The sequence below is a fragment of the Sporosarcina sp. P34 genome, assembly GCF_002743375.1.
Classification (GTDB): domain Bacteria; phylum Bacillota; class Bacilli; order Bacillales_A; family Planococcaceae; genus Sporosarcina.
Map to the genome: position 1 here is coordinate 48,171 of NZ_PDZC01000013.1, position 23,330 is coordinate 71,500.

At 43.5% G+C, this 23,330-nt stretch carries 21 protein-coding genes, 1 tRNA gene, 1 rRNA gene and 1 pseudogene; 23 read left to right on the forward strand and 1 reads right to left on the reverse strand.

The window, feature by feature from the left end:
• The first annotated feature begins 104 nt into the window (after positions 1-104).
• From ytaF to CSV63_RS14965, 8 genes and pseudogenes are all read left to right on the forward strand, one after another.
• A complete protein-coding gene (gene ytaF / locus CSV63_RS14930; protein ID WP_099696520.1) occupies positions 105-698 on the forward strand; it encodes a sporulation membrane protein YtaF in 594 nt (197 codons plus the stop codon).
• 52 nt (positions 699-750) lie between these two features.
• Positions 751-2,343, forward strand: a complete 1,593-nt coding sequence (locus CSV63_RS14935; protein ID WP_099696521.1) for a putative polysaccharide biosynthesis protein — start codon at positions 751-753, stop codon at positions 2,341-2,343.
• Positions 2,344-2,348: 5 nt separating this feature from the next.
• Positions 2,349-3,809: a bifunctional methyltransferase/pyrophosphohydrolase YabN gene (gene yabN, locus CSV63_RS14940; protein ID WP_099696522.1), complete on the forward strand. Its 1,461-nt coding sequence runs from the start codon at positions 2,349-2,351 to the stop codon at positions 3,807-3,809.
• Positions 3,806-4,102, forward strand: a complete 297-nt coding sequence (locus CSV63_RS14945) for an RNA-binding S4 domain-containing protein (protein ID WP_099696523.1) — start codon at positions 3,806-3,808, stop codon at positions 4,100-4,102. Before yabN ends, CSV63_RS14945 begins: the two co-directional genes overlap by 4 nt.
• Positions 4,103-4,227: 125 nt before the next feature.
• Complete coding sequence (gene yabP / locus CSV63_RS14950; RefSeq protein WP_029054884.1) at positions 4,228-4,524, forward strand: sporulation protein YabP; 297 nt, start codon at positions 4,228-4,230, stop codon at positions 4,522-4,524.
• A complete protein-coding gene (gene yabQ, locus CSV63_RS14955; RefSeq protein WP_099696524.1) occupies positions 4,521-5,006 on the forward strand; it encodes a spore cortex biosynthesis protein YabQ in 486 nt (161 codons plus the stop codon). Before yabP ends, yabQ begins: the two co-directional genes overlap by 4 nt.
• Before the next feature lie 29 nt (positions 5,007-5,035).
• Positions 5,036-5,449, forward strand: a complete 414-nt coding sequence (locus CSV63_RS14960; protein WP_099696525.1) for an FtsB family cell division protein — start codon at positions 5,036-5,038, stop codon at positions 5,447-5,449.
• 121 nt (positions 5,450-5,570) lie between these two features.
• A pseudogene (locus tag CSV63_RS14965) lies at positions 5,571-5,993 on the forward strand (S1 domain-containing RNA-binding protein); the annotation flags it as partial.
• Positions 5,994-6,295: 302 nt separating this feature from the next.
• Here the strand turns inward: CSV63_RS14965 and CSV63_RS14970 are convergent.
• Positions 6,296-6,369: transfer RNA gene (locus CSV63_RS14970), tRNA-Met, on the reverse strand.
• 208 nt (positions 6,370-6,577) lie between these two features.
• On the opposite strand from CSV63_RS14970, the gene CSV63_RS14975 reads away from it, so the two are divergent.
• The 15 genes from CSV63_RS14975 to CSV63_RS15045 form a co-directional block, all read left to right on the forward strand.
• Complete coding sequence (locus CSV63_RS14975; protein WP_099696526.1) at positions 6,578-8,977, forward strand: SpoIIE family protein phosphatase; 2,400 nt, start codon at positions 6,578-6,580, stop codon at positions 8,975-8,977.
• A 33-nt stretch (positions 8,978-9,010) separates the two neighbouring features.
• The gene (tilS, locus tag CSV63_RS14980) at positions 9,011-10,420 is read left to right on the forward strand and encodes a tRNA lysidine(34) synthetase TilS (protein ID WP_099696527.1); all 1,410 of its coding nucleotides are present in this window, start codon (positions 9,011-9,013) and stop codon (positions 10,418-10,420) included.
• Positions 10,421-10,439: 19 nt separating this feature from the next.
• The gene (gene hpt / locus CSV63_RS14985) at positions 10,440-10,982 is read left to right on the forward strand and encodes a hypoxanthine phosphoribosyltransferase (protein ID WP_085132333.1); all 543 of its coding nucleotides are present in this window, start codon (positions 10,440-10,442) and stop codon (positions 10,980-10,982) included.
• A gap of 131 nt (positions 10,983-11,113) precedes the next feature.
• Positions 11,114-13,117, forward strand: a complete 2,004-nt coding sequence (ftsH, locus tag CSV63_RS14990; RefSeq protein WP_099696528.1) for an ATP-dependent zinc metalloprotease FtsH — start codon at positions 11,114-11,116, stop codon at positions 13,115-13,117.
• Between the two features lie 139 nt (positions 13,118-13,256).
• Entirely contained in the window at positions 13,257-14,021 is a 765-nt protein-coding gene (locus tag CSV63_RS14995) for a type III pantothenate kinase (RefSeq protein WP_099696529.1), read from the forward strand.
• Positions 14,022-14,033: 12 nt separating this feature from the next.
• Entirely contained in the window at positions 14,034-14,903 is an 870-nt protein-coding gene (gene hslO, locus CSV63_RS15000; protein ID WP_099696530.1) for an Hsp33 family molecular chaperone HslO, read from the forward strand.
• Between the two features lie 284 nt (positions 14,904-15,187).
• Positions 15,188-16,114: a cysteine synthase A gene (gene cysK / locus CSV63_RS15005; protein ID WP_099696531.1), complete on the forward strand. Its 927-nt coding sequence runs from the start codon at positions 15,188-15,190 to the stop codon at positions 16,112-16,114.
• A gap of 231 nt (positions 16,115-16,345) precedes the next feature.
• A complete protein-coding gene (locus tag CSV63_RS15010) occupies positions 16,346-16,987 on the forward strand; it encodes a TlpA disulfide reductase family protein (protein WP_099696532.1) in 642 nt (213 codons plus the stop codon).
• A gap of 26 nt (positions 16,988-17,013) precedes the next feature.
• Complete coding sequence (locus CSV63_RS15015) at positions 17,014-18,444, forward strand: anthranilate synthase component I family protein (protein ID WP_099696533.1); 1,431 nt, start codon at positions 17,014-17,016, stop codon at positions 18,442-18,444.
• Between the two features lie 8 nt (positions 18,445-18,452).
• Positions 18,453-19,295 carry an aminodeoxychorismate lyase gene (gene pabC / locus CSV63_RS15020; protein ID WP_369823865.1) on the forward strand — a complete coding sequence of 281 codons (843 nt, stop codon included), beginning with the start codon at positions 18,453-18,455 and terminating at the stop codon, positions 19,293-19,295.
• Positions 19,295-20,146, forward strand: coding sequence for a dihydropteroate synthase (gene folP, locus CSV63_RS15025; RefSeq protein ID WP_099696535.1), 852 nt, complete (start codon positions 19,295-19,297; stop codon positions 20,144-20,146). The genes pabC and folP overlap by 1 nt, the downstream gene beginning before the upstream one ends.
• A gap of 21 nt (positions 20,147-20,167) precedes the next feature.
• Entirely contained in the window at positions 20,168-20,536 is a 369-nt protein-coding gene (folB, locus tag CSV63_RS15030; protein WP_099696536.1) for a dihydroneopterin aldolase, read from the forward strand.
• On the forward strand, positions 20,533-21,048 hold the full coding sequence (folK, locus tag CSV63_RS15035) for a 2-amino-4-hydroxy-6-hydroxymethyldihydropteridine diphosphokinase (RefSeq protein ID WP_369823866.1): 516 nt from the start codon (positions 20,533-20,535) through the stop codon (positions 21,046-21,048). The genes folB and folK overlap by 4 nt, the downstream gene beginning before the upstream one ends.
• A 160-nt stretch (positions 21,049-21,208) precedes the next feature.
• A complete protein-coding gene (gene lysS / locus CSV63_RS15040) occupies positions 21,209-22,699 on the forward strand; it encodes a lysine--tRNA ligase (protein WP_099696537.1) in 1,491 nt (496 codons plus the stop codon).
• Positions 22,700-23,221: 522 nt separating this feature from the next.
• A 16S ribosomal RNA gene (locus tag CSV63_RS15045) occupies positions 23,222-23,330 on the forward strand; the annotation flags it as partial.

Consider the following 23,330-nt stretch of genomic DNA (forward strand, 5'->3'; position numbering starts at 1 on the left):
TCTACCCACGTTCATGGAATAGTCCGGTTCAATTACGCGCCTAGCGCACACACGCCTGCCTCATTGTGCACGTATAGTATGATAAAACCAAATGGGGGAGCGAAATGACTTGGCTACTGATTGTAGGCTTTGCAGTTTCATCGAGCATTGATAACTTTGGAGTTGGACTTTCTTATGGAGTGCAGCAAGTCCGGATTCCATTTACATCGAATGCACTCATTGCGGCAATTTGTTTTATCTTTAGTTTGATTGGCATTGTCGCAGGTGCGTGGCTGGCTGAAATGTTACCGGGCATACTACCTGATCTGATAGCATTTGCTGTACTTAGCATAATCGGAATACGTATTATGGTTATTGCCTTTCGTCAAACAAGTAAACATCAAGCAAATGTATTTAGTGAACCGGAAAAAATGGATTTTGACGGATCTTCGCATATTAGCGTTGGAGAAGCTTTACTGCTTGGTATCGCGCTTTCCGCAAATGCACTAACGAACGGTGTCGGAGCAGGTCTTCTAACATTGTCGCCGATTGCTATCGCATTATCAGCGGCTGTCGGTAGTTATATTACATTGTCAATTGGCGTAGGACTGGGCGAAAGACTGGCAGGCGTGCGGGTTGGCAAGATGTCAGTAGGGCAGTTCGGAACATTCATGAGTGGAGTGATTATTTTATTGATTGCGGTCACACGCCTATTCTGACGTGATGAAATGGTATACTAGAAATCATCATTGAAATGAAAGAGGCGCGTATATGGCGTTGACTAAATGGAATATGAAGTCGTTTATGAAAGGTGCATCGATTCTAACTATTGCCGCCATCATCGTCAAAGTGCTGAGCGCGGTCTATCGTGTGCCATTTCAAAACTTAGTTGGAGATAAAGGGTTCTATATTTATCAGCAAGTGTATCCGTTTATCGGAATATTTATCGTTTGGACGTCTTCGGGTTTTGCTGTCGCGGTGTCTAAAATGCTTGCAGAAAGCAAAAACCCCGGAGAAGCACGTGGGATTTTACGTGTGTCACTCGTATATCTTCTCGTTTTGTCAGGAGGAACCTTTCTAGTATTGCGTTCAGGTTCATCTCTCTTTGCTGAACTAATGGGCGATACCGCATTAGCGCCCGTTTTGCAGGCCGGTGCGTACATCGTTCTCGTACTTCCGTTTCTAGCTGTACTAAAGGGCGTCTTTCAATCAGAGGGGCAAATGATACCTGTAGCGATTTCCAACGTCTCGGAGCAGTTATTCAGGGTGATCATCGTACTTGCAGGTACGTGGTTCGCGATACGTGCAGGAACATCACTTTATAAAATAGGGGAAATTACGATGTGGGCGGCGTTTGCAGGAGAAGTGGTAGGTGTTTTGATCCTAACTTGGTTCTTCCTACAACGGGAAAGTTTAGCGGTAGCTACTGTAAAGCCATGGCAAGTGATGAAAGATTTGACCAAGATTAGCATTGGAGTCAGTGCAAGTTCATTAATTTTACTGGTATTTCAATTGGTAGACTCTTTTACAATCTATAACGCATTAGTCGAGGCGGGGGCAATGAGTGAGACCGCCATGGAAATGAAAGGTGTTTACGATAGGGGACAGCCGCTTGCGCAAATGGGCATTTTGCTTGCGTCTACATTGGCGCTAGCACTCGTGCCGTTAATTGCGCACCATGCAACTAAAAATGATGGACGGAGTGCCTTACCGTTCATTAGCTTGACGTTTCGGGCCTCTATTTTATTCGGTTGGGCAGCGACGATCGGATTGGTTCTCGTACTTCCTTTCGTCAATGAAATGCTGTTTCAATCGCGGGCAGGCTCTGTTGCGCTAATCATCTTCTGTATACAGATATTCTGGTTGTCGATTATTTTACCGCTAACAGCAATTCTTCAAGGAAGTGGTAAAGTGCGTGGGCCGTTGCTACTCATGCTGCTTGGAATCGTACTAAAACTGTCAACTACACCATTGATGGTTCGCCAGTATGGAATTGAAGGTGCCGCTGCATCAGGCGCTATTTCATTCGCAGTCGTTGCTGTGTTATTGATTCTCTACTTTAAGAAGTTTTGGAAGTTCCCACTGGCTTCGCGGCGGTTTTATGTCGTGCTCATTATCGCCGGCGTGGCAATGGCGGGGGTATTGATTCCTTGGATGCTACTAGCCGATTCATGGCTATTTGATGGATTATCTTCACGCACTAGCTCAATGTTCACTGCATTGTCTGCTGTCACAATTGGAGCAATCATATTCCTTTTCGTCATCTTGAAATCACGTATAATGAAAGAAAAAGAGTGGTACTTACTGCCTTTTGGAAAACGATTGGCGACTGCTCAACTATGGCTAACTAAAAATAGAAGGTGAATTGTGTGAACAAAATAACTGTTATCGGACTTGGCGCTAGTGATTTAGAACAATTGTCGCTAGGCACGTACCGATTATTGAAACAAGCGGAACATCTCTATATTCGTACGGAAGAACATCCTGTCGTTGCAGAATTGCGTTCGGAAGGAATAAAGATGAAAAGTTTTGATTCAATCTATGAAGCAAATGATGCATTTGAAGACGTCTATCAGCAAATTGTTGATAAACTTCTTGAACTGAGTACGCATCAGTCGATTACATACGCTGTGCCAGGCCACCCGCTCGTAGCGGAACGTACAGTCCAACTGTTAATTGAAAAAGAACGTACAGGTGATATTGAACTTCGTATCGCAGGTGGTAGTAGCTTTTTAGATCCGATTTTTACAGCATTGCGTATTGATCCGATTGAAGGGTTTCAGTTGCTGGATGGGACTGACATGAAACGCGACGATGTACGGATGGATCAGCACGTATTAATAGGACAAGTGTATGACGCATTCGTCGCTTCAGATGTGAAATTGTCTTTGATGGAGAAATATCCGGATCATCACGTTGTCACCATTGTTACGTCAGCTGGTTCCCAAGATGAAAAATTGACTGAAATACCATTGTTTGAGCTTGATCGTACAGTAACATTGAATAATCTAACGACTGTATATGTCCCGCCACTACCTGATCACCAACAACGACTAAAAGAGTGGAGTTCGTTCAGGGAGATCATCGCAACGTTACGTGGACCGAACGGCTGCCCTTGGGATCGCGAGCAAACGCATGAATCTTTAAAGCGTTATTTAATTGAAGAATCCTATGAATTGATCCAGGCCATCGACGAAGAAGATGATGACGCTATTGTCGAAGAACTGGGAGATGTTTTACTACAAGTCTTTCTACATGCACAAATCGGTGAAGACAATGGGTACTTCTCGATGGAAGACGTACTCGAAACTGTAGGGGCTAAAATGATACGTCGTCACCCACACGTATTTGCGCAAACGCAAGCTGATACAACTGAAGAAGTGTTGACGAACTGGCAAGCCATCAAGGATCAGGAAAAACCTAAACCGCCTACGCTGTTAGAAGGACAAGAACGTTTGGCGTCGTCCTTGCTGACATCTTATAATTACCAAAAGACTGCAGCCAAAGTGGGGTTTGACTGGCCATCTATAGATGGAGCTTTCGACAAGTTCCAGGAAGAGTGGCAAGAGTTTCAGGAAGAAGTAAAAAGTGGTGGACCGGAGCAACAGCTAGACGAGCTCGGGGACGTATTGTTCACCATCGTCAACATCGCAAGGTTCTTGAAACTCTCACCAGAAGAAGCCATGTGGCACGCCAACGAAAAATTCAAATCCCGTTTCCAGTCCGTAGAGCAATCCGTGAAACTAGGAAGTGGAAAATTTGAAAGTTATACAGTAGACGAACTAGAAGAATTCTGGCAACAGGCCAAACGAAAGGAAGAAACTAAATGAGACTCGATAAGTTTTTAAAAGTATCACGCTTTATTAAACGCCGAACGCTTGCAAAGCAAGTGGCTGACCAAGGTAGAATTACGATTAATGGAAAAGTAGCTAAGGCATCTTCCGTTATCAAACCAGGTGATGAACTTTCAATCCGTTTCGGCCAAAAGATCGTCAATGCTACGATAAATGAGCTGAAGACGTCAACGAAAAAAGAAGATGCAGCAGGTATGTACACAATCACCAGTGAAGAGCGCTTAGAGAAAGTGGAGCCTGAGTTTGTGGATGATGAAGAGGCAAACTAATTAACAAAGGGACAAACGAAAGGGGTTAGAATATAGAATTTGCACCTCAACTTAAAAACGGCTTGTCATGTTTGGCCAAGCCTCTGCATATGATAAGGGGAACGTACTAGAGAAGGGGGACGCATATGCAGATTCAAACAGACAGCTCCATGTATACTATTCCATCAGGAGACCACGTAGTGACGATGCGCAATCGCAAAAGAATGGACCTCACATCCGTAAAAACGATCGATCGCTTTGACCAGGAGGAATTTCTCGTTAGAACATCGCTAGGCGTACTGCAAATCCGTGGGGAGGAACTGCGTATCGTACATCTAGATGTGGACAAGGGCCTACTAACGCTTGAAGGCACTGTCCAAACACTTCAATACGATGACGAAGAAGCAGGCTCACGCAATTTCCTCCATAAACTATTCGGATGAGCCTATCCGTCCAGTTCTTCAGTCTGTTGGCGATGATCGGGACAGGAATTACTGCTGGAATTGTACTGGATTTATTCGGAACCATTGTCGCCGGGTGCGATAAACGTTCGTTCATTAGAAGATGGGCATTCTGGTTTGAATGCCTTATCTGGATTATGTTAGGCATTATGTCGTTTTGGGTATTAATGATGGTACGCGACGGGGCATGGAGAATGTATGACCCCGTTGCACAGGTTAGTGGCTTGTTATTGTATGCAACCATCTTCCATCATCCTATGAGATTCGTAGGTAGACTACTGTTACTTGTGGTGCTTAGGCCGATTTGGCTCATCATTCGTCTTGTCTACCTAACGATTCAACGGATCTTCTATGTAATTGTCTCTATTCTGTCATTCATCACATCACCGTTTCTGAGATTAGTAAAGAACATAGGGAAATTCCTTCAAAATAAATGCAGAGTACTATATAATAGAGTGCAATAGTAGAACTACGCCAGAAAGGTGTGTGCGCCATGAAAAAAACACAGAAGCCTTCAACAAAGAATGTGACATCAATCGATACAGACTATGTGCGCTCTATGCAAAAAAAAGAAAATTTCAAAAAAGCACAACAAAAACGCTTGCGTAATCGGTTGGCCGTATTTTTTGTCATCGTCTGTGTAGTTGCTGGAAGTTTATTCAATATGAATGCCGGTCAAAAAGAAATCCTGGCAGCCAAACATAAGGAAAAAGCTCAAGCAATGGCTACGCTAGAGGATTTAAAAGAACAGCAAGAACAACTGAAAACGCAGTTGATTCGATTGGACGATGACGAGTATATTGCTAAACTCGCGAGGAAAGAATATTTTCTTTCAGAGTCCAATGAGATCATTTTTTCTATTCCTGATAAGAAAAAAGAGTCAGAAAAAGACATAAGAAAAGAGTAGTCATGTTGACACTCTTTTTTTGTTGGCTATAATATAAGTAGGAGCCTGTAAAATACAGGCATTGCCAATATGGTTGATAGGCTTACGAGCCGCTTAAAACTTAAGGAGGAGCATTTTTTTTATGTCAATTGAAGTAGGCAGCAAGTTAGAAGGTAAAGTAACCGGGATCACAAATTTTGGGGCATTTGTTGAATTGCCAAGCGGATCCACAGGATTAGTCCATATTAGTGAAGTAGCTGACAATTATGTCAAAGATATTAATGATCATTTAAAAGTCGGCGATATGGTTGAAGTCAAAGTAATGAATGTGGGATCTGACGGTAAAATCGGTCTTTCCATCCGTAAGGCTAAACCTGAGTCAGAACAACGTCCACAGCGTCCACAACGTCCAACTAGACCTCGTCAAGGAAGCAAACCGAGCTTTGAACGACCAGAGAATTTTGAGCAGAAGATGGCAAAGTTCATGAAGGACAGCGAAGAACGTCTAACTACCTTAAAGAGAGCAACAGAGTCCAAGCGTGGCGGACGTGGAGCCAGAAGAGGATATCTTGCTGACTGTTTCAACTGTAAACTAAAATCAGATGACATCCTACACGTATGTTCCCTATTATGGAGCATGCGTTTTTTTATGCGAGAATCCGGGGGCGAGAGCTAGGCACACTTGATGAATGTTCTGGCTCGTTGTCAGCAAAACAAAACTCAACACCGCCTCTTACGCACCCATAAAAGAATCGTAATCTAAATCGCCCTGAATCGAAGTTAATAAAAGTCCATATGGGTCCCCGATCCATTTTTTTCAACAAAAAATCCTCTGCCTAAGCCAGAGGATTTTTTGATTTACTATTATAGCGGCGGAGGGGGTCGAACCCACGACCTTTCGGGTATGAACCGAACGCTCTAGCCAGCTGAGCTACGCCGCCAAGATGTTGATGCAATGAAATGAGGTAATTCCATATGCAACGTCTCTTATCATACTAGGCATTTGGAGAAGTGTCAACATATCTTTTACTAAAAGATATACATACGGAATACGTCGAAATGTTTTGTGAATATGCCGCCACAAACAGACAAATTTTCTCGTGAACCCCATGTATAGTTTTACGTAAGAGAACATAGGGGGTATGGGAAATGAAGATGATTGACAATATGGAGCGACCAATTTTGCAGATGTTCAGGGCATACTGGCAAGAATTTATGAATCGTAAAGTATACTTGCTAACGGCACTTCTGTTCTTAGTAGGATCATTCTTTCTATCGCAAGCAGTAGTATTCGATATGGCAGTACCATTCTTCTTGCCGATCTGGGCATTAGCGAGTATGCGCTACCGTCAACACATGATCTACGTATTTATAGGTGGGATGGCGGGCAGCGCATTTCTTGGGATGGGACAAGCTGTCATTCATTTAGCGCAATTATTACTGTTTCATTCAATTATAAAGATTCCGGTCGTGAAAAGGTCTATTCCCATCGCTGTGGCTGGCGGAATGATTATTCCACAATTAATCTGGCAGCTTGTAAAATACGGCGACGGGACGTTACCTTTAGCGGTTCAGTTGTCTATAGGGTTAGAAGCATTGCTTGCATTGTTCATGACCATTTTCATGTTACTGGCTTTCCCTTCTATAGAAAGAATGCTGTATGGGCCGTGGAATCCCGAGCAGATCAGTGCGATGTGTATTGTGGGAGCGCTGGCAGCCACCGGAATGGGAGGGTTCCAAATCGGTACGGTATCGGTTGCTGGAGTATTCTTGTTTTTGGCGATATTTGTAGCTGCCGTTGTTGGGGGGGTGCCGTTTGCTACGACCGTCGGAATGATTATCGCGTTGATCATAGGTGTATCAGAATTGTCCTTTACGGGCATGATGGCGTTATATGGTATGACAGGTTTGTTGGCGGGTTCACTAAAACGCTTTGGAAAGCTTGGGGTCATCACCGGCAGTGTCTTTGTTTCGCTCTTTTTCCTTCTATATGATGCGACACTGCCCCTTGATACCGTTCATTTTTCCACAGTTGGCGCCGCAGCTTTACTGTTTATATTGATACCTTCGCGCAAATTAAGTCAAATACGACAAGTTTTATTACCGAAACAAGAAGGAATATCGGAAAAACGACAGCAGTGGCTCGCGGACAAACTGGATGGGCAATTAGAGGAGTTTCAACAGTTTGCTCATTTCATGTCAACGCTCGTGAATGATCGTCTGTCCCCCGAAGAGGAAGTGGCAGCGACAAGTCAAGTACCATCCATTTGTCAATCCTGTTTTCGTTACCGCAAGTGTTGGGAAAGTGAAGAGGAGAGTATAGAACCGTTGATTGACGAATGGGAAACCACCTATTCTGCAACGAAAAAAGCAGCTCGTGTCCGTGTTGAACAGAAGATGAAATATAAATGTCTACGTTTTAAGGGATTAATGAATGAATTGGAGGAGAGAGGGGCCAATAAATTATTGATGGGGCAGTTACAGCATGGGCGAAAGATGCTAGCATTGCAATTACGCGATATGAGTACGCATATCGAAAAAGTTATGAGAGAGGTAAAGGAAGATCTGACTACGTATAAGTTGGCTGAAGAAGAGCTTGCGAATCGTTTACAATCACAAGGCATAGAGTTTTTTCAAATAGATATATTATCGGAAGAACGAGGTGCCTGCAGGATTGTGATTTCTGTACCGGAAAAAAAGGCGGATTTTGAAGCGGAAACAACGGTTGGAGAATATTTATTACTGCCCATCTTGGAGCAAATGTACGATGAACCGATGCATATTTCAAAATCGACTTATCAGCCGTTCCCGTTCCCACATGTGCAATTGACCTTTAGTTCCGCTGTTCGCTTTTCACTTGACTATGATATCGTCACCACAGCCGGAAAAGGGTCGTTCAATGGTGGTGATGCGTATGAGTTATTCAAGATTCATGAAGGCTTGTCTGCTGTATTGTTGTCAGATGGGATGGGACAAGATATCAATGCATACCACGAAAGTAGAAAGGTTATCCGGCTGATGCGGGAATGTCTGGGTCAAAAAATGGATCCGGAAACGGCGATCCACACCTTGCATTATATGATGGCGTTAAATGGACTGGATGATATGTATGCAACGCTCGACTTGGCGTTAATTGATTTACAAGAAGGGCGACTGTGGTCGTGGAAGGCAGGTTCGATGAGTACCTACATTAAAAGAAGTGATGATTGTATCCGGTTAGACAGCAAAACAGTACCATTTGGCTTCTTGCCTTCATTTTCTATAGAGGCGAAAAACGAAAAGCTCAAGTCCGGTGATATCGTCGTTATGATGACGGACGGCATATTTAATGGGGATATACCGCTTGATATCCAAGAAGACGTGATGAATCAAACGATAGAGCGTTTTAAAGATATGGATTGCCGGACGATTGCCGATCAAGTAATGATGGAGATGGAACGGGTATTTGAGTCGGTAGAAGATGATCGGACGATTCTCGTAATGAAAGTCGGTCATATTGTACCAAAGTGGTCAAAAGCTAATAAGCAACCTCGAATCATTTCTAGCTAAACAATGATAGAATAGAGAGAGGGGGGATGGATCATGAAAAGTTTGCAGCAGAAGGTATTAAAGTTTATTGACAAGCAAACGTTGATTCCTCCCGGCTCTCGTGTATTGGTCGCGTGTTCGGGTGGTGTGGATTCCATGGCACTGCTTCACTTTCTTGCGACGCATCGGCAATCTCTGGTCATTGAAGTAGCGGCCATCCATGTAGACCACATGTTGCGTGGAGTTGAATCTGCTGAAGATGCGTTTGTTGTGAAGCAACTGTGCGAGGAATTCGGGCTACCCTTCTATTCTGAACAAGTACCTATTCCGGCTATTTTGAAAAGCCAGGGCGGTAATATGCAACAAGTGTGTCGGCAACAGCGTTATGCGCGTTTCGAACAAACGATGAAAAGCGAGGGGTACACGGTTCTTGCAACGGCCCATCATGCAGATGACCAACTGGAGACGGTGCTAATTCAATTGAGTAAGGGGCAATCATTAAATGGTATGCCAATACAGCGGGCAATTGACATAGGTAAAGTCATACGTCCACTTCTTCCATTAAGAAAGAGCGAATTGTACATGTATGCGTCACATCACGACATCACATTCCGGGAAGATCCAAGTAATCAGCAAGACAATTATTTGCGTAATCGTATGCGACATCACGTGCTCCCAGTCTTGATGAACGAAAATCCATCTGTTGCGGTCAACACGGTACGCCAGACGGAACAACGGCAAGCGGATGAAAGCTTGCTGGATGAGCTTGCGGATCAACATTGGCGTTCGATTGTTACGTATACGCATGAGCAGCTTCCCTCTTTTCAACGGGAGGCATTTCTTGCTATTCCCCACGCTTTACAAAAGCGCGTGATTCAACTACTATTAAAATGTCTAACTAACCCAGCAACAGAGAACGCTGAGTGGCATTTTGCATTAGTGGATGAACTGTTACAGCACATTATGAACTCAGACGGAAACGTCGCAATTGATTTGGTGTATGGCTATCGGTTTATCAGGGAATATGATAAACTGCTAATTACAAAAATGGATATAGATACAGCATCCCTTCGTCCAAAAGTACTTGCAAAAGGTACTTGGCATACGTGGGGGAATATTCAGTTTTACTGGCATCATGCCAACGCACATATAATAGAAGAATTCTCACCTTCCGATGAAGTCATGTATTTTCAATTACCTGAGTCGGAACTACCGTTAACTGTACGTCTTCGGATGACTGGAGACAGAATGTTGATCAAAGGAATGTCCGATCCAAAACGTGTGAAGCGGATATTGATTGACGAAAAGATAGGGATCATGCAAAGGCAACAGCAACCTGTCATTACGACAGCAAGCGGTACTGTATGTGCAGTACCTGGTGTGCGGTATAGTGAGATGTTTTCACGCCGCCAACCGGAAGGCGATTCATACATATGGATTATGCGAGAAGGCGAGACAAGATAAAATAGAGGGGGACGGTCCGATGATCGCGCAAGATATCGAGCATGTTTTAATTTCAGAAGAGCAACTAGAGGAGAAAGTCCGAGAACTCGGAGCAACATTAACTGAAGAGTACCGTGAAAAATTCCCATTAGCAGTCGGTGTACTCAAAGGTGCATTACCATTCATGAGCGACTTGATCAAACGCATTGATACGTATATCGAGTTAGATTTCATGGATGTTTCTAGTTATGGAAATGCGACAGTTTCATCAGGTGAAGTGAAAATCATCAAAGATCTGAACACTAGCATAGAAGGTCGCGATGTGTTGATTATTGAAGATATTATTGACAGTGGAAAGACATTGAATTACTTAGTGGAGCTGTTTAAATACAGAAAAGCAAACTCTATTAAGATCGTAACGTTGTTGGATAAACCGACAGGGCGTAAAGTGGATTTAAAAGCCGATTACGTAGGTTTTGACGTACCGGACGCGTTCGTAGTTGGGTACGGCTTGGATTATGCAGAGAAATACCGTAATTTACCGTACATCGGGGTATTGAAGAAAGAAATTTACTCTTTCTGACGAATGTGCAATGAACCGGATTGAACGCTATTTTCCGTAAGGCATTTCTTTTGTTAAGTAGTGTTAATCTATGCTAAAATTTACAATAGTTTTCTGTTTAGTTTTTGTTGAATGAGATGAGGAGGCTTGGGATGAATCGAATACTTCGATACTTTCTTTTATATGGATTGATCTTCCTAGCAATTATGGGTATTTTCAGTTCGCTTAACAATCCAAATCCGAAGATGAAACCAATTCGGTATGATGAATTCGTCACAGCGCTGGAACAAGGAAAAGTTGAAAAAGCAACTTTTCAGCCATTACAGCTTGTGTATGAAGTAAAAGGGGAAATGGCCGGCTACGAAAAAGGTGAAACTTTCGTAACGAACATTCCAGAAAATGATATGGACAGTATCGGTGAAATTGTCAAAACGACAAGTACTGAGATTGAAATCCTACCGCCAAAAGAAACAAGCGCGTGGGTATCGTTCTTTACAGGACTCGTACCATTCATAATTATTATTATCCTTTTCTTCTTCTTACTGAACCAATCACAAGGCGGCGGTGGCGGCAAGGTGATGAACTTTGGGAAAAGTAAAGCGAAACTGCAATCAGACGATCGGAAGAAAGTACGTTTCAATGATGTTGCGGGTGCAGATGAGGAAAAAGCTGAACTTGAAGAAGTCGTGGACTTTTTGAAAGATGCTAGTAAGTTTGTGGAGTTAGGTGCACGGATTCCAAAAGGGATCTTGCTAGTAGGACCTCCAGGTACAGGTAAAACATTGCTTGCGCGTGCAGTAGCAGGTGAATCAGGCGTACCATTCTTCTCGATTTCAGGTTCTGACTTCGTGGAGATGTTCGTAGGTGTAGGTGCTTCTCGAGTGCGCGATTTATTTGAGAATGCCAAGAAAAACTCACCATGTATTATTTTTATTGATGAAATTGATGCAGTTGGACGTCAGCGTGGAGCCGGCTTAGGCGGCGGTCACGATGAGCGTGAACAAACATTGAACCAATTGCTAGTAGAAATGGATGGATTTGAAGGGAACGAAGGAATTATTATTGTTGCCGCTACAAACCGTCCGGATATTTTGGACCCAGCACTTCTTCGTCCGGGACGTTTTGACCGTCAAATTACGGTTGGCCGTCCTGATGTTAAAGGAAGAGAAGCTGTGTTGAAAGTTCACGCACGAAACAAACCGCTTGATGATACAGTCGATATGAAAGCTCTTGCTCAACGTACTCCAGGATTCTCTGGTGCAGATCTTGAGAACTTATTGAATGAAGCGGCTCTTGTGGCGGCGAGAAGAGATAAAAAGAAAATCGATATGTCTGATATTGATGAGGCAACGGATCGTGTGATAGCAGGTCCTGCGAAAACAAATCGTGTCATCTCGAAAAAAGAACGAAATATTGTTGCGTTCCACGAAGCGGGTCACGTAGTTGTGGGCTTAATGCTTGACGATGCAGAAATTGTCCATAAAGTAACGATTGTTCCTCGTGGGCAAGCCGGCGGATACGCAGTTATGCTTCCGAAAGAGGACCGCTACTTCATGACAAAACCTGAACTCCTCGACAAAATTGCAGGTCTTCTAGGTGGACGCGTAGCAGAAGAAATTGTACTTGGTGATGTATCAACCGGTGCACATAACGACTTCCAGCGTGCTACAGGTATTGCGCGTTCGATGGTTACAGAATACGGAATGAGTGATAAAATCGGTCCGATGCAGTTCGGGCAGACACAAGGCAGCCAAGTATTCCTTGGACGTGACTTCAACTCTGAACAAAACTATTCTGAAGCGATCGCATACGAGATTGATTCTGAAATGCAAATAATTATCAAAGAACAATACGAACGCACAAGACAAATTTTGACTGAAAACCGAGAGTTGCTTAATCTGATTGCAACCACTTTGTTGGAAGTTGAAACGTTGGATGCTGAACAAATCAATCACTTGAAAGATCACGGTACTTTGCCTGATCGTCCTTACGACAATAACGATGATGACAAGAAAGTTGTAGAAAAATCCCCTGCGGAAACTACAACCCCGGACAGCACGGGTGCGCCATCTGACCCTTCAATCGGTGACTTGCCACGTGAAGGTGGAGCGGTAGATAAGACATTGCCGTCTATTGATGAAGAACGTAGAGACTAAGCGAACCCAACAGCCGACTGTATACAGTCGGCTGTTTTCTTATGAGAGGGAAAAGTGTTCAGTACGCATTCACAGTATCTCGATGTGAAATTATGATATGATGTACGGGAAAAAGTCAAAGTAAGAGGGGACAACGACTATGTTATTAGTATTAGATACAGGCAATACGAATATTGTGTTAGGTGTATATGAAGGGGATCAACTAAAGCACCATTGGCGGATGGAAACCTACAGACATAAAACAGAAGACGAATACGCCATGCAAGTAAAGGCAATGTTTCAACACGTGGGGATTTCATTCGATGACATCACGGGTATTATTATTTCATCCGTAGTGCCACCTGTTATGTTCCCGTTAGAGCAAATGTGTAAAAAGTACTTTAATCTAAAGCCGATGGTCGTTGGACCTGGCGTGAAAACAGGATTAAATATCAAATATGAAAATCCTCGTGAAGTCGGTGCAGACCGGATTGTCAATGCGGTGGCAGCGATTCGCGAATACGGTAGCCCGCTCATTATCGTAGACTTTGGAACAGCTACCACGTATTGCTATGTTAATGAACATGGCGAATACATGGGTGGCTCCATCGCTCCTGGCATTAAAATCTCTATGGAAGCATTGTTTGATCGTGCTTCCAAACTACCGCGCGTTCAACTCGCACGGCCGGAGCATGTAGTAGGTAAGAACACCGTTGCTGCTATGCAGTCGGGTATTATTTTTGGTTACGTTGGACAGGTTGAAGGAATAGTCAACCGTATAAAAGTGGATTGTGCAGTCGAACCTACTGTAATCGCGACAGGTGGGATGGCAGAATTAATTGCATCTGAAACCGAAGTGATTGATATTGTAGATGACTTCCTAACGCTTAAAGGATTACATCTGATTTATGAAAGAAACTTGTAAGGGGAGAATAAAATGACAACAGATTACTTAGTAAAAGCATTAGCCTTTGAAGGACAAATTCGTGCATATGCGGTGCGTTCAACGGAAACGGTGGGAGAGGTACAAAAGCGTCATCAAATGTGGCCAACAGCGACTGCTGCCTTAGGACGAACAATCTCAGCATCAGTCATGATGGGTGCCATGTTAAAAGGCGATGATAGCATTACGGTGAAAATTCAGGGCGATGGTCCACTTGGTCCAATTGTTGTGGATGCGAATGCTAGAGGGGAAGTTCGTGGTTATGTAACGAATCCGCAAACGCACTTGCCGCTAAATGAACAAGGTAAATTAGATGTTCGTGGAGCAGTTGGTACGGAAGGTATGCTGTCGGTCGTAAAAGATCTAGGGTTGAAAGATTACTTTACGGGGCAAGTACCGATTATTTCCGGGGAAATTGCCGAAGACTTTACCCAGTACATGGTAGTATCTGAACAAGTGCCATCCGCTGTGGCGTTAGGCGTACTCGTTAATACAGATAACACGGTTAAAGCATCAGGTGGCTTTATTCTTCAAGTAATGCCAGGTGCTACGGAAGAGACGATTGAATTGCTAGAAGGAAGAATCGCGAACATGACGGCGATTTCTACTATGATTGACAACGGATTGACACCTGAAGGAATCTTAGAAGAAGTATTAGGCCAGGAACATGTGGAATTCCTTTCTAGAATCGACGTAAAGTTTGATTGTAATTGTTCCAAGGAACGTTTTAGTGAAGCTATTAAAGGACTTGGCGCTGTAGAAATTCAAGCAATGATCGATGAAGATCATGGTGCTGAAGCGCAATGTCACTTCTGTTTGGAGAAGTATCAATTCTCTGAGCAAGAGCTTCGTGAACTACTTTGATTTTACTCTAAACTACGCACCCGTTGCCGAAAGTGTTTTGCGGTAGCGGGTAATTTACTAATTTACATGAACTTATCTAATCAGTTTAGAAAGCGCTATCAGCATTCATGCAAAGGATACCGCCTTGTAGGCATAACGACATCAGGCTTGCAGATCAACCTGTTTAGCGAAGGAATTGAAAAACCATAATTTTCCGAATGATTATATTGACAAGTAAAATAGAAGGTAGTAATATTAAGTCAATAAAACATATTAAAATACTTGGTATTGGGAGCGGATGACAAATGAGTAGAGTGGGAAATTCAGTTATTGATTTGGTAGGTAACACACCGTTAGTAAAATTAAATCGTTTGACAGGTGCAGATGACGCAGATGTGTATTTGAAACTTGAATTCTTCAATCCCGGCTCAAGCGTCAAGGATCGTATTGCGCTTGCCATGATCGAGGCGGCAGAAAAAAGCGGTGATCTGAAAGAAAATAGCACAATCATTGAACCGACTAGTGGTAATACAGGAATTGGGCTTGCGATGATTGCGGCAGCGAAAGGGTATAAATCAGTACTTGTCATGCCAGACACGATGAGCTTAGAGCGACGCAACTTACTTCGCGCATACGGAGCGGATTTAGTATTGACTCCTGGAGCTGAAGGAATGAAAGGTGCAATCTCGAAAGCTGAGCAATTAGCGGAAGAAAACGGCTGGTTCCTACCGCAGCAGTTCAATAATGAAGCAAACCCGGAAGTTCACCGCCTGACAACGGGACCCGAAATCGCAAATGCCTTGGATCAAGTAGATGCATTTATCTCGGGAATCGGGACGGGTGGTACAATTACAGGAGCAGGTGGAGTGCTAAAAGAGCGTTTCCCTGGAATTAATATCGTAGCGGTAGAGCCGGAAGATTCAGCGATATTATCTGGCGGTAAGCCAGGACCACATAAAATTCAAGGTATCGGTGCGGGATTTGTGCCGGAAGTATTGGATACAGAAATCTATGATGAGATTATCAAAGTTTCTAATGATGACGCGTATACGTTTGCGCGTCGTGCGGCTCGTGAAGAAGGTATCCTTGGAGGAGTATCTTCAGGTGCAGCGATTGCAGCTGCGTTGCAAGTGGCGAAGAAGCTAGGCAAAGGCAAAACGGTAGTAGCAATCCTTCCATCTAACGGAGAGCGTTACTTGAGCACACCTCTTTATCAATTTGATGAAGAGTAAGTGGTAAGGTATCGTAGGATTCATTTGCTAGCACTGTATTGATTTCATTGACGTCATTTGATTCCTTGCATATATGAAACTGTCACTAGAAGTAGTAAGTTGCTTCTAGCGGCAGTTTCTTTTTATATCCAGCAAAAAAACTGTACAATCGTCAAGCTGTTATCAGTGGATGAAATTCTGTATAATTGAGACGAACCAATCTAGTTATACATAGAATAGAGGGGGCTCACTGTGAATAAAAAGTGGAGCATAATAGTGTCGGTTTTAATTGTAATTGTCATGGGCACGATAATTTTCTTATTGAAACAGGAAATTAAGGAGGAAACGGGCGGCCTTCCAGGTTATGAGGATTTGAATATGGAAAGCTTGCCGAAAGATGTAGTGGATCGTTTACCTGAAGATTGGCAAACTACTACGGACACGGATAAGCCTGGACTGGCTACAGGAGATTTGGCTCCGGACTTCGAACTAACTACACTTTCAGGTGACACAGTCAAATTGTCCGATTACCGTGGCAAGACGGTCATGTTGAACTTTTGGGCCTCGTGGTGTCCGCCATGCCGTTCTGAAATGCCGCATATGGAAAAGTACTATACACACAACAGAGAATCCGATGATATGGAGATACTCGCAGTCAACATGACGAAAACTGAGAAGAAGAAGGTAAAGAGTGCGAAAGAATTCGTCGATACATATAAATTAACGTTTCCAATTTTATTAGATAAGGACAGCGAAGTAATGAAAATGTATCAGATAAAAGTCTATCCGACTTCGTATATTATCAATAAAGATGGTGTAATCACGGATAAAGTGATGTTGCCGTTGGATGATACGATGATCAAACAGTTGATAGAGGAAAGTAACGCGGAGTAAATACTAGAGACGCAGGGGGAACTAGCATGAATACAGCAGCCTATCAGACAGCTTCAATGACAAAAGACGAATTCTTTTATGCCTATCGCCAACTTGCAACAGGGAAAGACCGGCATGTTTTATTAGAAAGTGGTCGTGGCGGGGAGATGTGTGTGGCAGGACTTGATCCGCTTGTGACGTTCAATGCAACCAAAACAGGTCTACGTTTAGAATGGCGCGGTGGCAAAGAAGACTTGCTGACGGGAGAAGATCCGCTAGTTTTGTTGAATGATTTTATGGCGAAATATAAACTAGAGCATCAGAAAGATTTACCTGCCTTTCAAGGGGGAGCGATTGGGATGGTCAGTTACGATTATGTCAGACGCTATGAGGCTTTACCGCTTCTCGCGATGGACGACTTGACGACGCCTGACGTATTCTTTTATCTTTTTGATCAATGGGCTGTTTTCGATATAGAAAAAGAAGACGTCTACTTTATGACATTGCCTGAAAAACGGCACGCACTGGACAGTATGGTAGAGGAATGGACCGAAGCATCACAAACAGGTCTGCTGAATCGTCAATTTACTACTGGACAAGCAATAGACGTGGACGTTACAGAAGAAGATTTACAAGTTTCTGTGACAGGAGAACAGTTTGAGCAAATGGTGCGCGATGTACAACAATTTATTGAGGATGGAGATGTCGTGCAAGTGAATTTGTCCGTACGACAGTCAAAACCGCTCGTCGCACCATCTCTATTGATGTATGAAGCATTGCGCTCGTTCAATCCCTCACCCTATATGGCCTATATGGCGGCACCAAACTTTGAAGTAGTTTCCGGTTCGCCTGAATTATTGTTGAAAAAACGCGGTACTGAATTGAGCACGCGACCGATTGGCGGTACACGAAAGCGTGGGAAGACGGAAGCGGAAGACCTTGCGTTGCAGGAAGAGTTGCTATCAAATACAAAAGAGATAGGTGAGCACAAGATGCTTGTTGATCTCGAATGCGCGGACTTCGAAGGGATCTGTCAAGAAGGTACAGTGGAAGTGGATGAATTCATGGTCGTCGAAAAGTATTCGCACGTTATGCATTTGGTATCGAATGTTCGTGGTACTGCGTCTTCTGATGATTTGGCATCTATTGTGCACGGAGTATTCCCTGGTGGCTCCATTACGGGGGATCCTAAATTGCGTACGATGGAAATCATTGAGGAGCTGGAGCCAACGCGCAGAGGGCTCTACACTGGATCAATGGGTTGGATAGGATTCAATAGAGACATGGAACTAAATATCACTATTCGTACAGCATTCATTCAAGAAGGCGTCGTGCATATCCAAGCGGGTGCTGGTTTAGTACCCGATTCGGATCCTGCTGCTGAATATCAAGAGTCTCTTAATAAAGCAAAAGCGTTATGGCAAGCGAAAGAAATGGCTGAGTTGGCGATTCGTGAAGAAAGTGAGCAACAGCATTGATTTGCTGGATGAACGGTAAGCGAGTAGTCGCGGAAGAACTGAGGATATCACCTTTTGATCATGGATTTCTTTACGGGCTGGGTTTTTTCGAGACATTCCGTACGTATGGCGGAGAAGTATTCCTCTACAAATCACATATGATTCGTTTGCGGTCGGCGTTGGCTGAATATCGTATTAAAATGCCGTATAGTGATGAAGAAATTCTATCAGCTATACATTCTTTGTATAGAGAAAATGGGTGTGTAGATGGCTATTATCGTTTGAACGTATCAGCGGGTGTGCACGATATCGGGCTTGCACCTACACAATATGAACAACCTAATGTACTAATTTTCCAAAAATCGCTTGTTCTACCTCCTGCACATACGGAAAAAGGCGGGGTCTGGCTTGCGACAACGCGTAATGAACCTGAAAGTGTCGTTCGTCATAAGTCACACCAGTATGCAAATAATGTAAAAGGGCGTCTGGAATTACCTTCATTGAAAGAAACAGAAGGTCTATTTGTTACTTCGGACGGCTATGTGGCAGAAGGTATTACATCAAATGTGTTTTGGGTGAAACAAGGCGAGTTGTTTACACCTTCTTTGGAGACGGGGATCTTACCTGGTACGACGCGTGCGTTTGTCATCGAAATGGCTGGAGAACTTGGGTTGCCTATCAACGAAGGGTTGTATACGCGGGAAGCACTTGAATCGGCAGAAGAAGTATTTATTACTAATGCGATCCAGGAGCTAGTGCCAATACGACAAGTAGGAGAAGTAATGTTTTCTGGCAAGGAAGGACCGATTTATCAACGATTGCATGCGGGTTATCAAAAGGCAATCGATCGAATGAAAGTGAGTGACCAGTAATGGAATTATCAAAAGCACGTGCATCTTATAAATTGGGTGGAACAACGATTGATTTTAGAGAAGAAACAGTGATTATGGGGATATTGAATGTCACACCGGATTCATTTTCCGATGGTGGAAAATATGGCCAGCAAAACCTGGCGCTTGAACATGCGCGGAAAATGCTTGCAGACGGTGCGAAAATCATTGACGTCGGTGGAGAGTCCACTCGTCCAGGGTACACGCCTATTTCAGTTGAAGAGGAAATAGATCGTGTTGTACCGATCATCGAGGTGCTTGCGAGGGAACTCGGCTGTGCATTATCAATTGATACGTCAAAAGCAGCTGTGGCGGAAGCGGCAATTATAGCGGGCGCAAGTATAATTAATGATGTGTGGGGCGCGAAGCGGGAACCGGCGATCGCGGAAGTGGCGGCGCGCTATGGTGTGCCGATCATTTTAATGCACAACCGTGAAAATCGTGATTACCAGCTACCGTTCATGGGGGCTGTTATAGAAGATTTACAGGAAAGTATCGATATTGCAAAGCGGGCTGGAGTTAATGAAGAGATGATTTGGCTGGATCCAGGCATCGGTTTCGCGAAAGATCTCGAGCAGAATATATTAGCAATGCAAGGGTTGTCTTCGATTGCAGAACTCGGATATCCGGTTTTACTCGGTACGTCACGTAAAGGCATGATCGGTAAAGTGCTTGATCTACCTGTGGAAGAACGTATGGAGGGTACGGGTGCGACGGTTTGTTACGGTATTGAGCATGGCGCACATATTATGCGTGTTCATGATGTGAAGGAAATCTCGCGGATGGTCAAAATGATGGATGTATTGACTAAGAAAGCAGCATACACTGGGTAAGCGATAAAATGGAGGGATTTCATGGATTATATTCATTTGAATGATATGGAGTTTTACGGTTACCACGGCGCGTTGCCTGAAGAGAATAAACTTGGACAGCGTTTTCGGCTGACGGTTTCACTGGCTACGGATCTTGCGGAGGCCGGACAGACGGATGATTTATCGAAAACAATGAATTACGCAGAAGTATATGAGATGTGTAAGAACATTGTGGAAGGTGAAGCGGTTCATCTGATCGAGACGGTGGCTGAAACAGTGGCTGGGACGATCATGACAGACTTTGCAGAAAAGGTAAACGGTGTACGAGTCTTGCTTGTAAAGCCGGATCCACCGATTCGTGGACATTATTCATCCGTTTCCGTGGAAATCACGAGGGGGCGTTTCTCCTGAATACTGCCTATTTGTCACTGGGATCGAATATAGGCAATCGCCTTGAACATTTACAGCAAGCTGTGCAGTTGTTAAATGAACATCCTTCTATTAATGTGTCAATAGTTTCTTCCGTATACGAAACCGAGCCGGTCGGATTAACGGAACAAGCGAAGTTTTTGAATATCGTAGTAGAGCTCAGCACGACATTAGAAGCAACAGAATTATTGAGTGCGTGCCAGTCTATTGAAAATAAGCTTGGTAGAATGCGAAAAATACGTTGGGGCCCCCGAACGGTAGACTTGGATATTTTGCTTTATAACGAGAGTCACATCCAATTAGAGAATTTGATTATTCCGCATATACGTATGCAAGAGCGTGCATTCGTGCTCGTTCCGCTAGTGGAGATTAATAAGGATGTAAAGAATCCTATCACAGGAACTCTTTATCGTGAAGAACTGGCGATAAATGAAGACGGGGTAAATCTTTGGAAAAAGGTTGGACGAGTCGAAGAGTTTTTACGACAAGATTGAACATTGAATGGCCAAACTGCTCTATAATAGGGCAGTTTTTTCTCTACAATGGAACGAGATGACTGTTTGTCCTTTTGTTAGGTCCGAAATTTGTGTACAATAGTTGCAGACGACTGATTCCGAGGATAGGGACAGTCAAAGTATGAAGGAGTGAAAGGAAATGTCCAATATGGATGAAATGAATGATCAGCTTTTGGTGAGACGCCAGAAGATGAACGATATACGTGAAGATGGTTTAGATCCGTTCGGTCAGCGTTTTGAACGCACACACCTGACAAGCGAGATACGCTCCACATATGAGGAGCAATCAAAAGAGGATTTAGAAGAAAATGAGCAAGAGGTAACTATTGCTGGTCGCATCATGACAAAGCGTGGAAAAGGTAAAGCTGGATTTGCTCACATTCAAGATCTCGGAGGTCAAATCCAGATTTACGTACGTTTGGACGCTATCGGTGAAGAGGCTTATAAGCTATTTACTTCTGCAGACCTTGGAGACATTGTCGGTGTCCAAGGTATTATCTTCAAAACAAAAGTAGGAGAACTTTCTATTAAAGCAACAAAGTTTACGTTCTTAACGAAAGCGTTGCGTCCGTTGCCTGAGAAATTCCATGGTCTACAAGACGTAGAACAACGCTATCGTCAGCGCTACTTGGATTTAATATCGACAGAAGGTAGCAAAGAAACATTCATTATGCGCAGCCGAATTATTCAATCGATGCGTCATTACTTGGATGGACAAGGCTTCCTTGAAGTAGAGACACCTATGCTTCACGCAATAGCGGGCGGAGCAGCAGCCCGCCCATTCGTTACACATCACAATACACTCGATATGACGTTGTATATGCGAATCGCTATTGAATTACATTTAAAGCGCCTGATCGTTGGAGGTCTTGAGAAAGTATATGAGATTGGACGTGTATTCCGTAATGAAGGAATGTCCACACGACACAACCCTGAATTCACAATGATCGAGTTATATGAAGCCTATGCGGATTACAACGACATTATGGAATTAACAGAAAATCTTGTAGCGCATATCGCACAAGAAGTACTGGGTACTACTACAATCCAGTATGGTGAAGATCAAATCGAATTAGCACCGCGCTGGAAGCGACTTCACATGGCAGACGCAGTCAAAGAGTTTACAGGCGTAGACTTCTGGCAGCAACTGACGAAAGAACAAGCGCATGAACTAGCAAAAGAGCATAACGTACAAGTAACTCCTTCTATGGAAGTAGGTCATGTACTAAATGAATTCTTCGAGCAGAAAGTAGAAGAAGAACTTGTCCAGCCAACATTCATCTATGGACATCCAGTAGAAGTATCGCCGCTTGCAAAGAAGAATTTGGAAGATCCACGATACACAGATCGCTTCGAACTATTTATCGTACGCCGTGAACACGCGAATGCCTTCACGGAGTTAAATGATCCGATTGATCAGCGCGAACGCTTTGAATCGCAGCTGGTGGAAAAAGAACAAGGAAACGATGAAGCGCATGAAATGGATGAAGATTTCATTACGGCATTGGAATACGGACTACCGCCAACAGGTGGACTCGGCATCGGAATCGACCGCCTCGTCATGTTGTTGACGAACGCGCAATCAATCCGTGACGTGCTACTATTCCCTCAAATGCGTCCTAAAGACTGATATGACAGCTCCAATAGCAATATTGGAGCTGTTTTTTTATTGCCGAAATACAGTGTTTTAATAGAAAGTAAAAGAAAATCAAAAAGAATCAAAAAGAATTGAAGAAAACAGTTGCATCTTTTTAAAACTGGTGGTATATTTATAAAGTTGCTTTTGGAGTTAGCGACTTAGCGAAAAACATAATGAAAAAGTTTTTAACTAAAAGTGTTGACAACAAAATGACGAGATGTTAATATTAAGAAGTTGTCTCTTGCGAGAGACCAACCGAATGAACCTTGAAAACTGAACAGCAAAACGTTAACGAAATACAGTTTGTGCATCTTACGGTGACACAAACAAAAATGAGTATCTTAATTGATGCCAGCAAATGAAACTCGAGCTAATCGATTTTTCATGTAACTGGTTGACGAGATGTTGGGGAGTGCTAGGAAGTGATCAAGCGAGAGAGGGAGCGTACTTAGGTACGTGACCGACTGAGTGAGTGAAACTGACAACGCAATCCGCGGCATATCGCCAACCAGTATTATGGAGAGTTTGATCCTGGCTCAGGACGAACGCTGGCGGCATGCCTAATACATGCAAGTCGAGCGAACTGTTGGAAGCTTGCTTCCTTCAGTTAGCGGCGGACGGG

What these genes read in the sequence shown, in the direction of transcription:
- ytaF (WP_099696520.1), top strand. Translation starts at nt 105, where the DNA reads ATGACTTGGCTACTGATTGTAGGCTTTGCAGTTTCATCGAGCATTGAT.
- CSV63_RS14935 (WP_099696521.1), top strand. Translation starts at nt 751, where the DNA reads ATGGCGTTGACTAAATGGAATATGAAGTCGTTTATGAAAGGTGCATCG.
- CSV63_RS14945 (WP_099696523.1), top strand. Translation starts at nt 3,806, where the DNA reads ATGAGACTCGATAAGTTTTTAAAAGTATCACGCTTTATTAAACGCCGA.
- yabP (WP_029054884.1), top strand. Translation starts at nt 4,228, where the DNA reads ATGCAGATTCAAACAGACAGCTCCATGTATACTATTCCATCAGGAGAC.
- yabQ (WP_099696524.1), top strand. Translation starts at nt 4,521, where the DNA reads ATGAGCCTATCCGTCCAGTTCTTCAGTCTGTTGGCGATGATCGGGACA.
- CSV63_RS14960 (WP_099696525.1), top strand. Translation starts at nt 5,036, where the DNA reads ATGAAAAAAACACAGAAGCCTTCAACAAAGAATGTGACATCAATCGAT.
- CSV63_RS14975 (WP_099696526.1), top strand. Translation starts at nt 6,578, where the DNA reads ATGAAGATGATTGACAATATGGAGCGACCAATTTTGCAGATGTTCAGG.
- tilS (WP_099696527.1), top strand. Translation starts at nt 9,011, where the DNA reads ATGAAAAGTTTGCAGCAGAAGGTATTAAAGTTTATTGACAAGCAAACG.
- hpt (WP_085132333.1), top strand. Translation starts at nt 10,440, where the DNA reads ATGATCGCGCAAGATATCGAGCATGTTTTAATTTCAGAAGAGCAACTA.
- ftsH (WP_099696528.1), top strand. Translation starts at nt 11,114, where the DNA reads ATGAATCGAATACTTCGATACTTTCTTTTATATGGATTGATCTTCCTA.
- CSV63_RS14995 (WP_099696529.1), top strand. Translation starts at nt 13,257, where the DNA reads ATGTTATTAGTATTAGATACAGGCAATACGAATATTGTGTTAGGTGTA.
- hslO (WP_099696530.1), top strand. Translation starts at nt 14,034, where the DNA reads ATGACAACAGATTACTTAGTAAAAGCATTAGCCTTTGAAGGACAAATT.
- cysK (WP_099696531.1), top strand. Translation starts at nt 15,188, where the DNA reads ATGAGTAGAGTGGGAAATTCAGTTATTGATTTGGTAGGTAACACACCG.
- CSV63_RS15015 (WP_099696533.1), top strand. Translation starts at nt 17,014, where the DNA reads ATGAATACAGCAGCCTATCAGACAGCTTCAATGACAAAAGACGAATTC.
- pabC (WP_369823865.1), top strand. Translation starts at nt 18,453, where the DNA reads ATGAACGGTAAGCGAGTAGTCGCGGAAGAACTGAGGATATCACCTTTT.
- folP (WP_099696535.1), top strand. Translation starts at nt 19,295, where the DNA reads ATGGAATTATCAAAAGCACGTGCATCTTATAAATTGGGTGGAACAACG.
- folB (WP_099696536.1), top strand. Translation starts at nt 20,168, where the DNA reads ATGGATTATATTCATTTGAATGATATGGAGTTTTACGGTTACCACGGC.
- lysS (WP_099696537.1), top strand. Translation starts at nt 21,209, where the DNA reads ATGTCCAATATGGATGAAATGAATGATCAGCTTTTGGTGAGACGCCAG.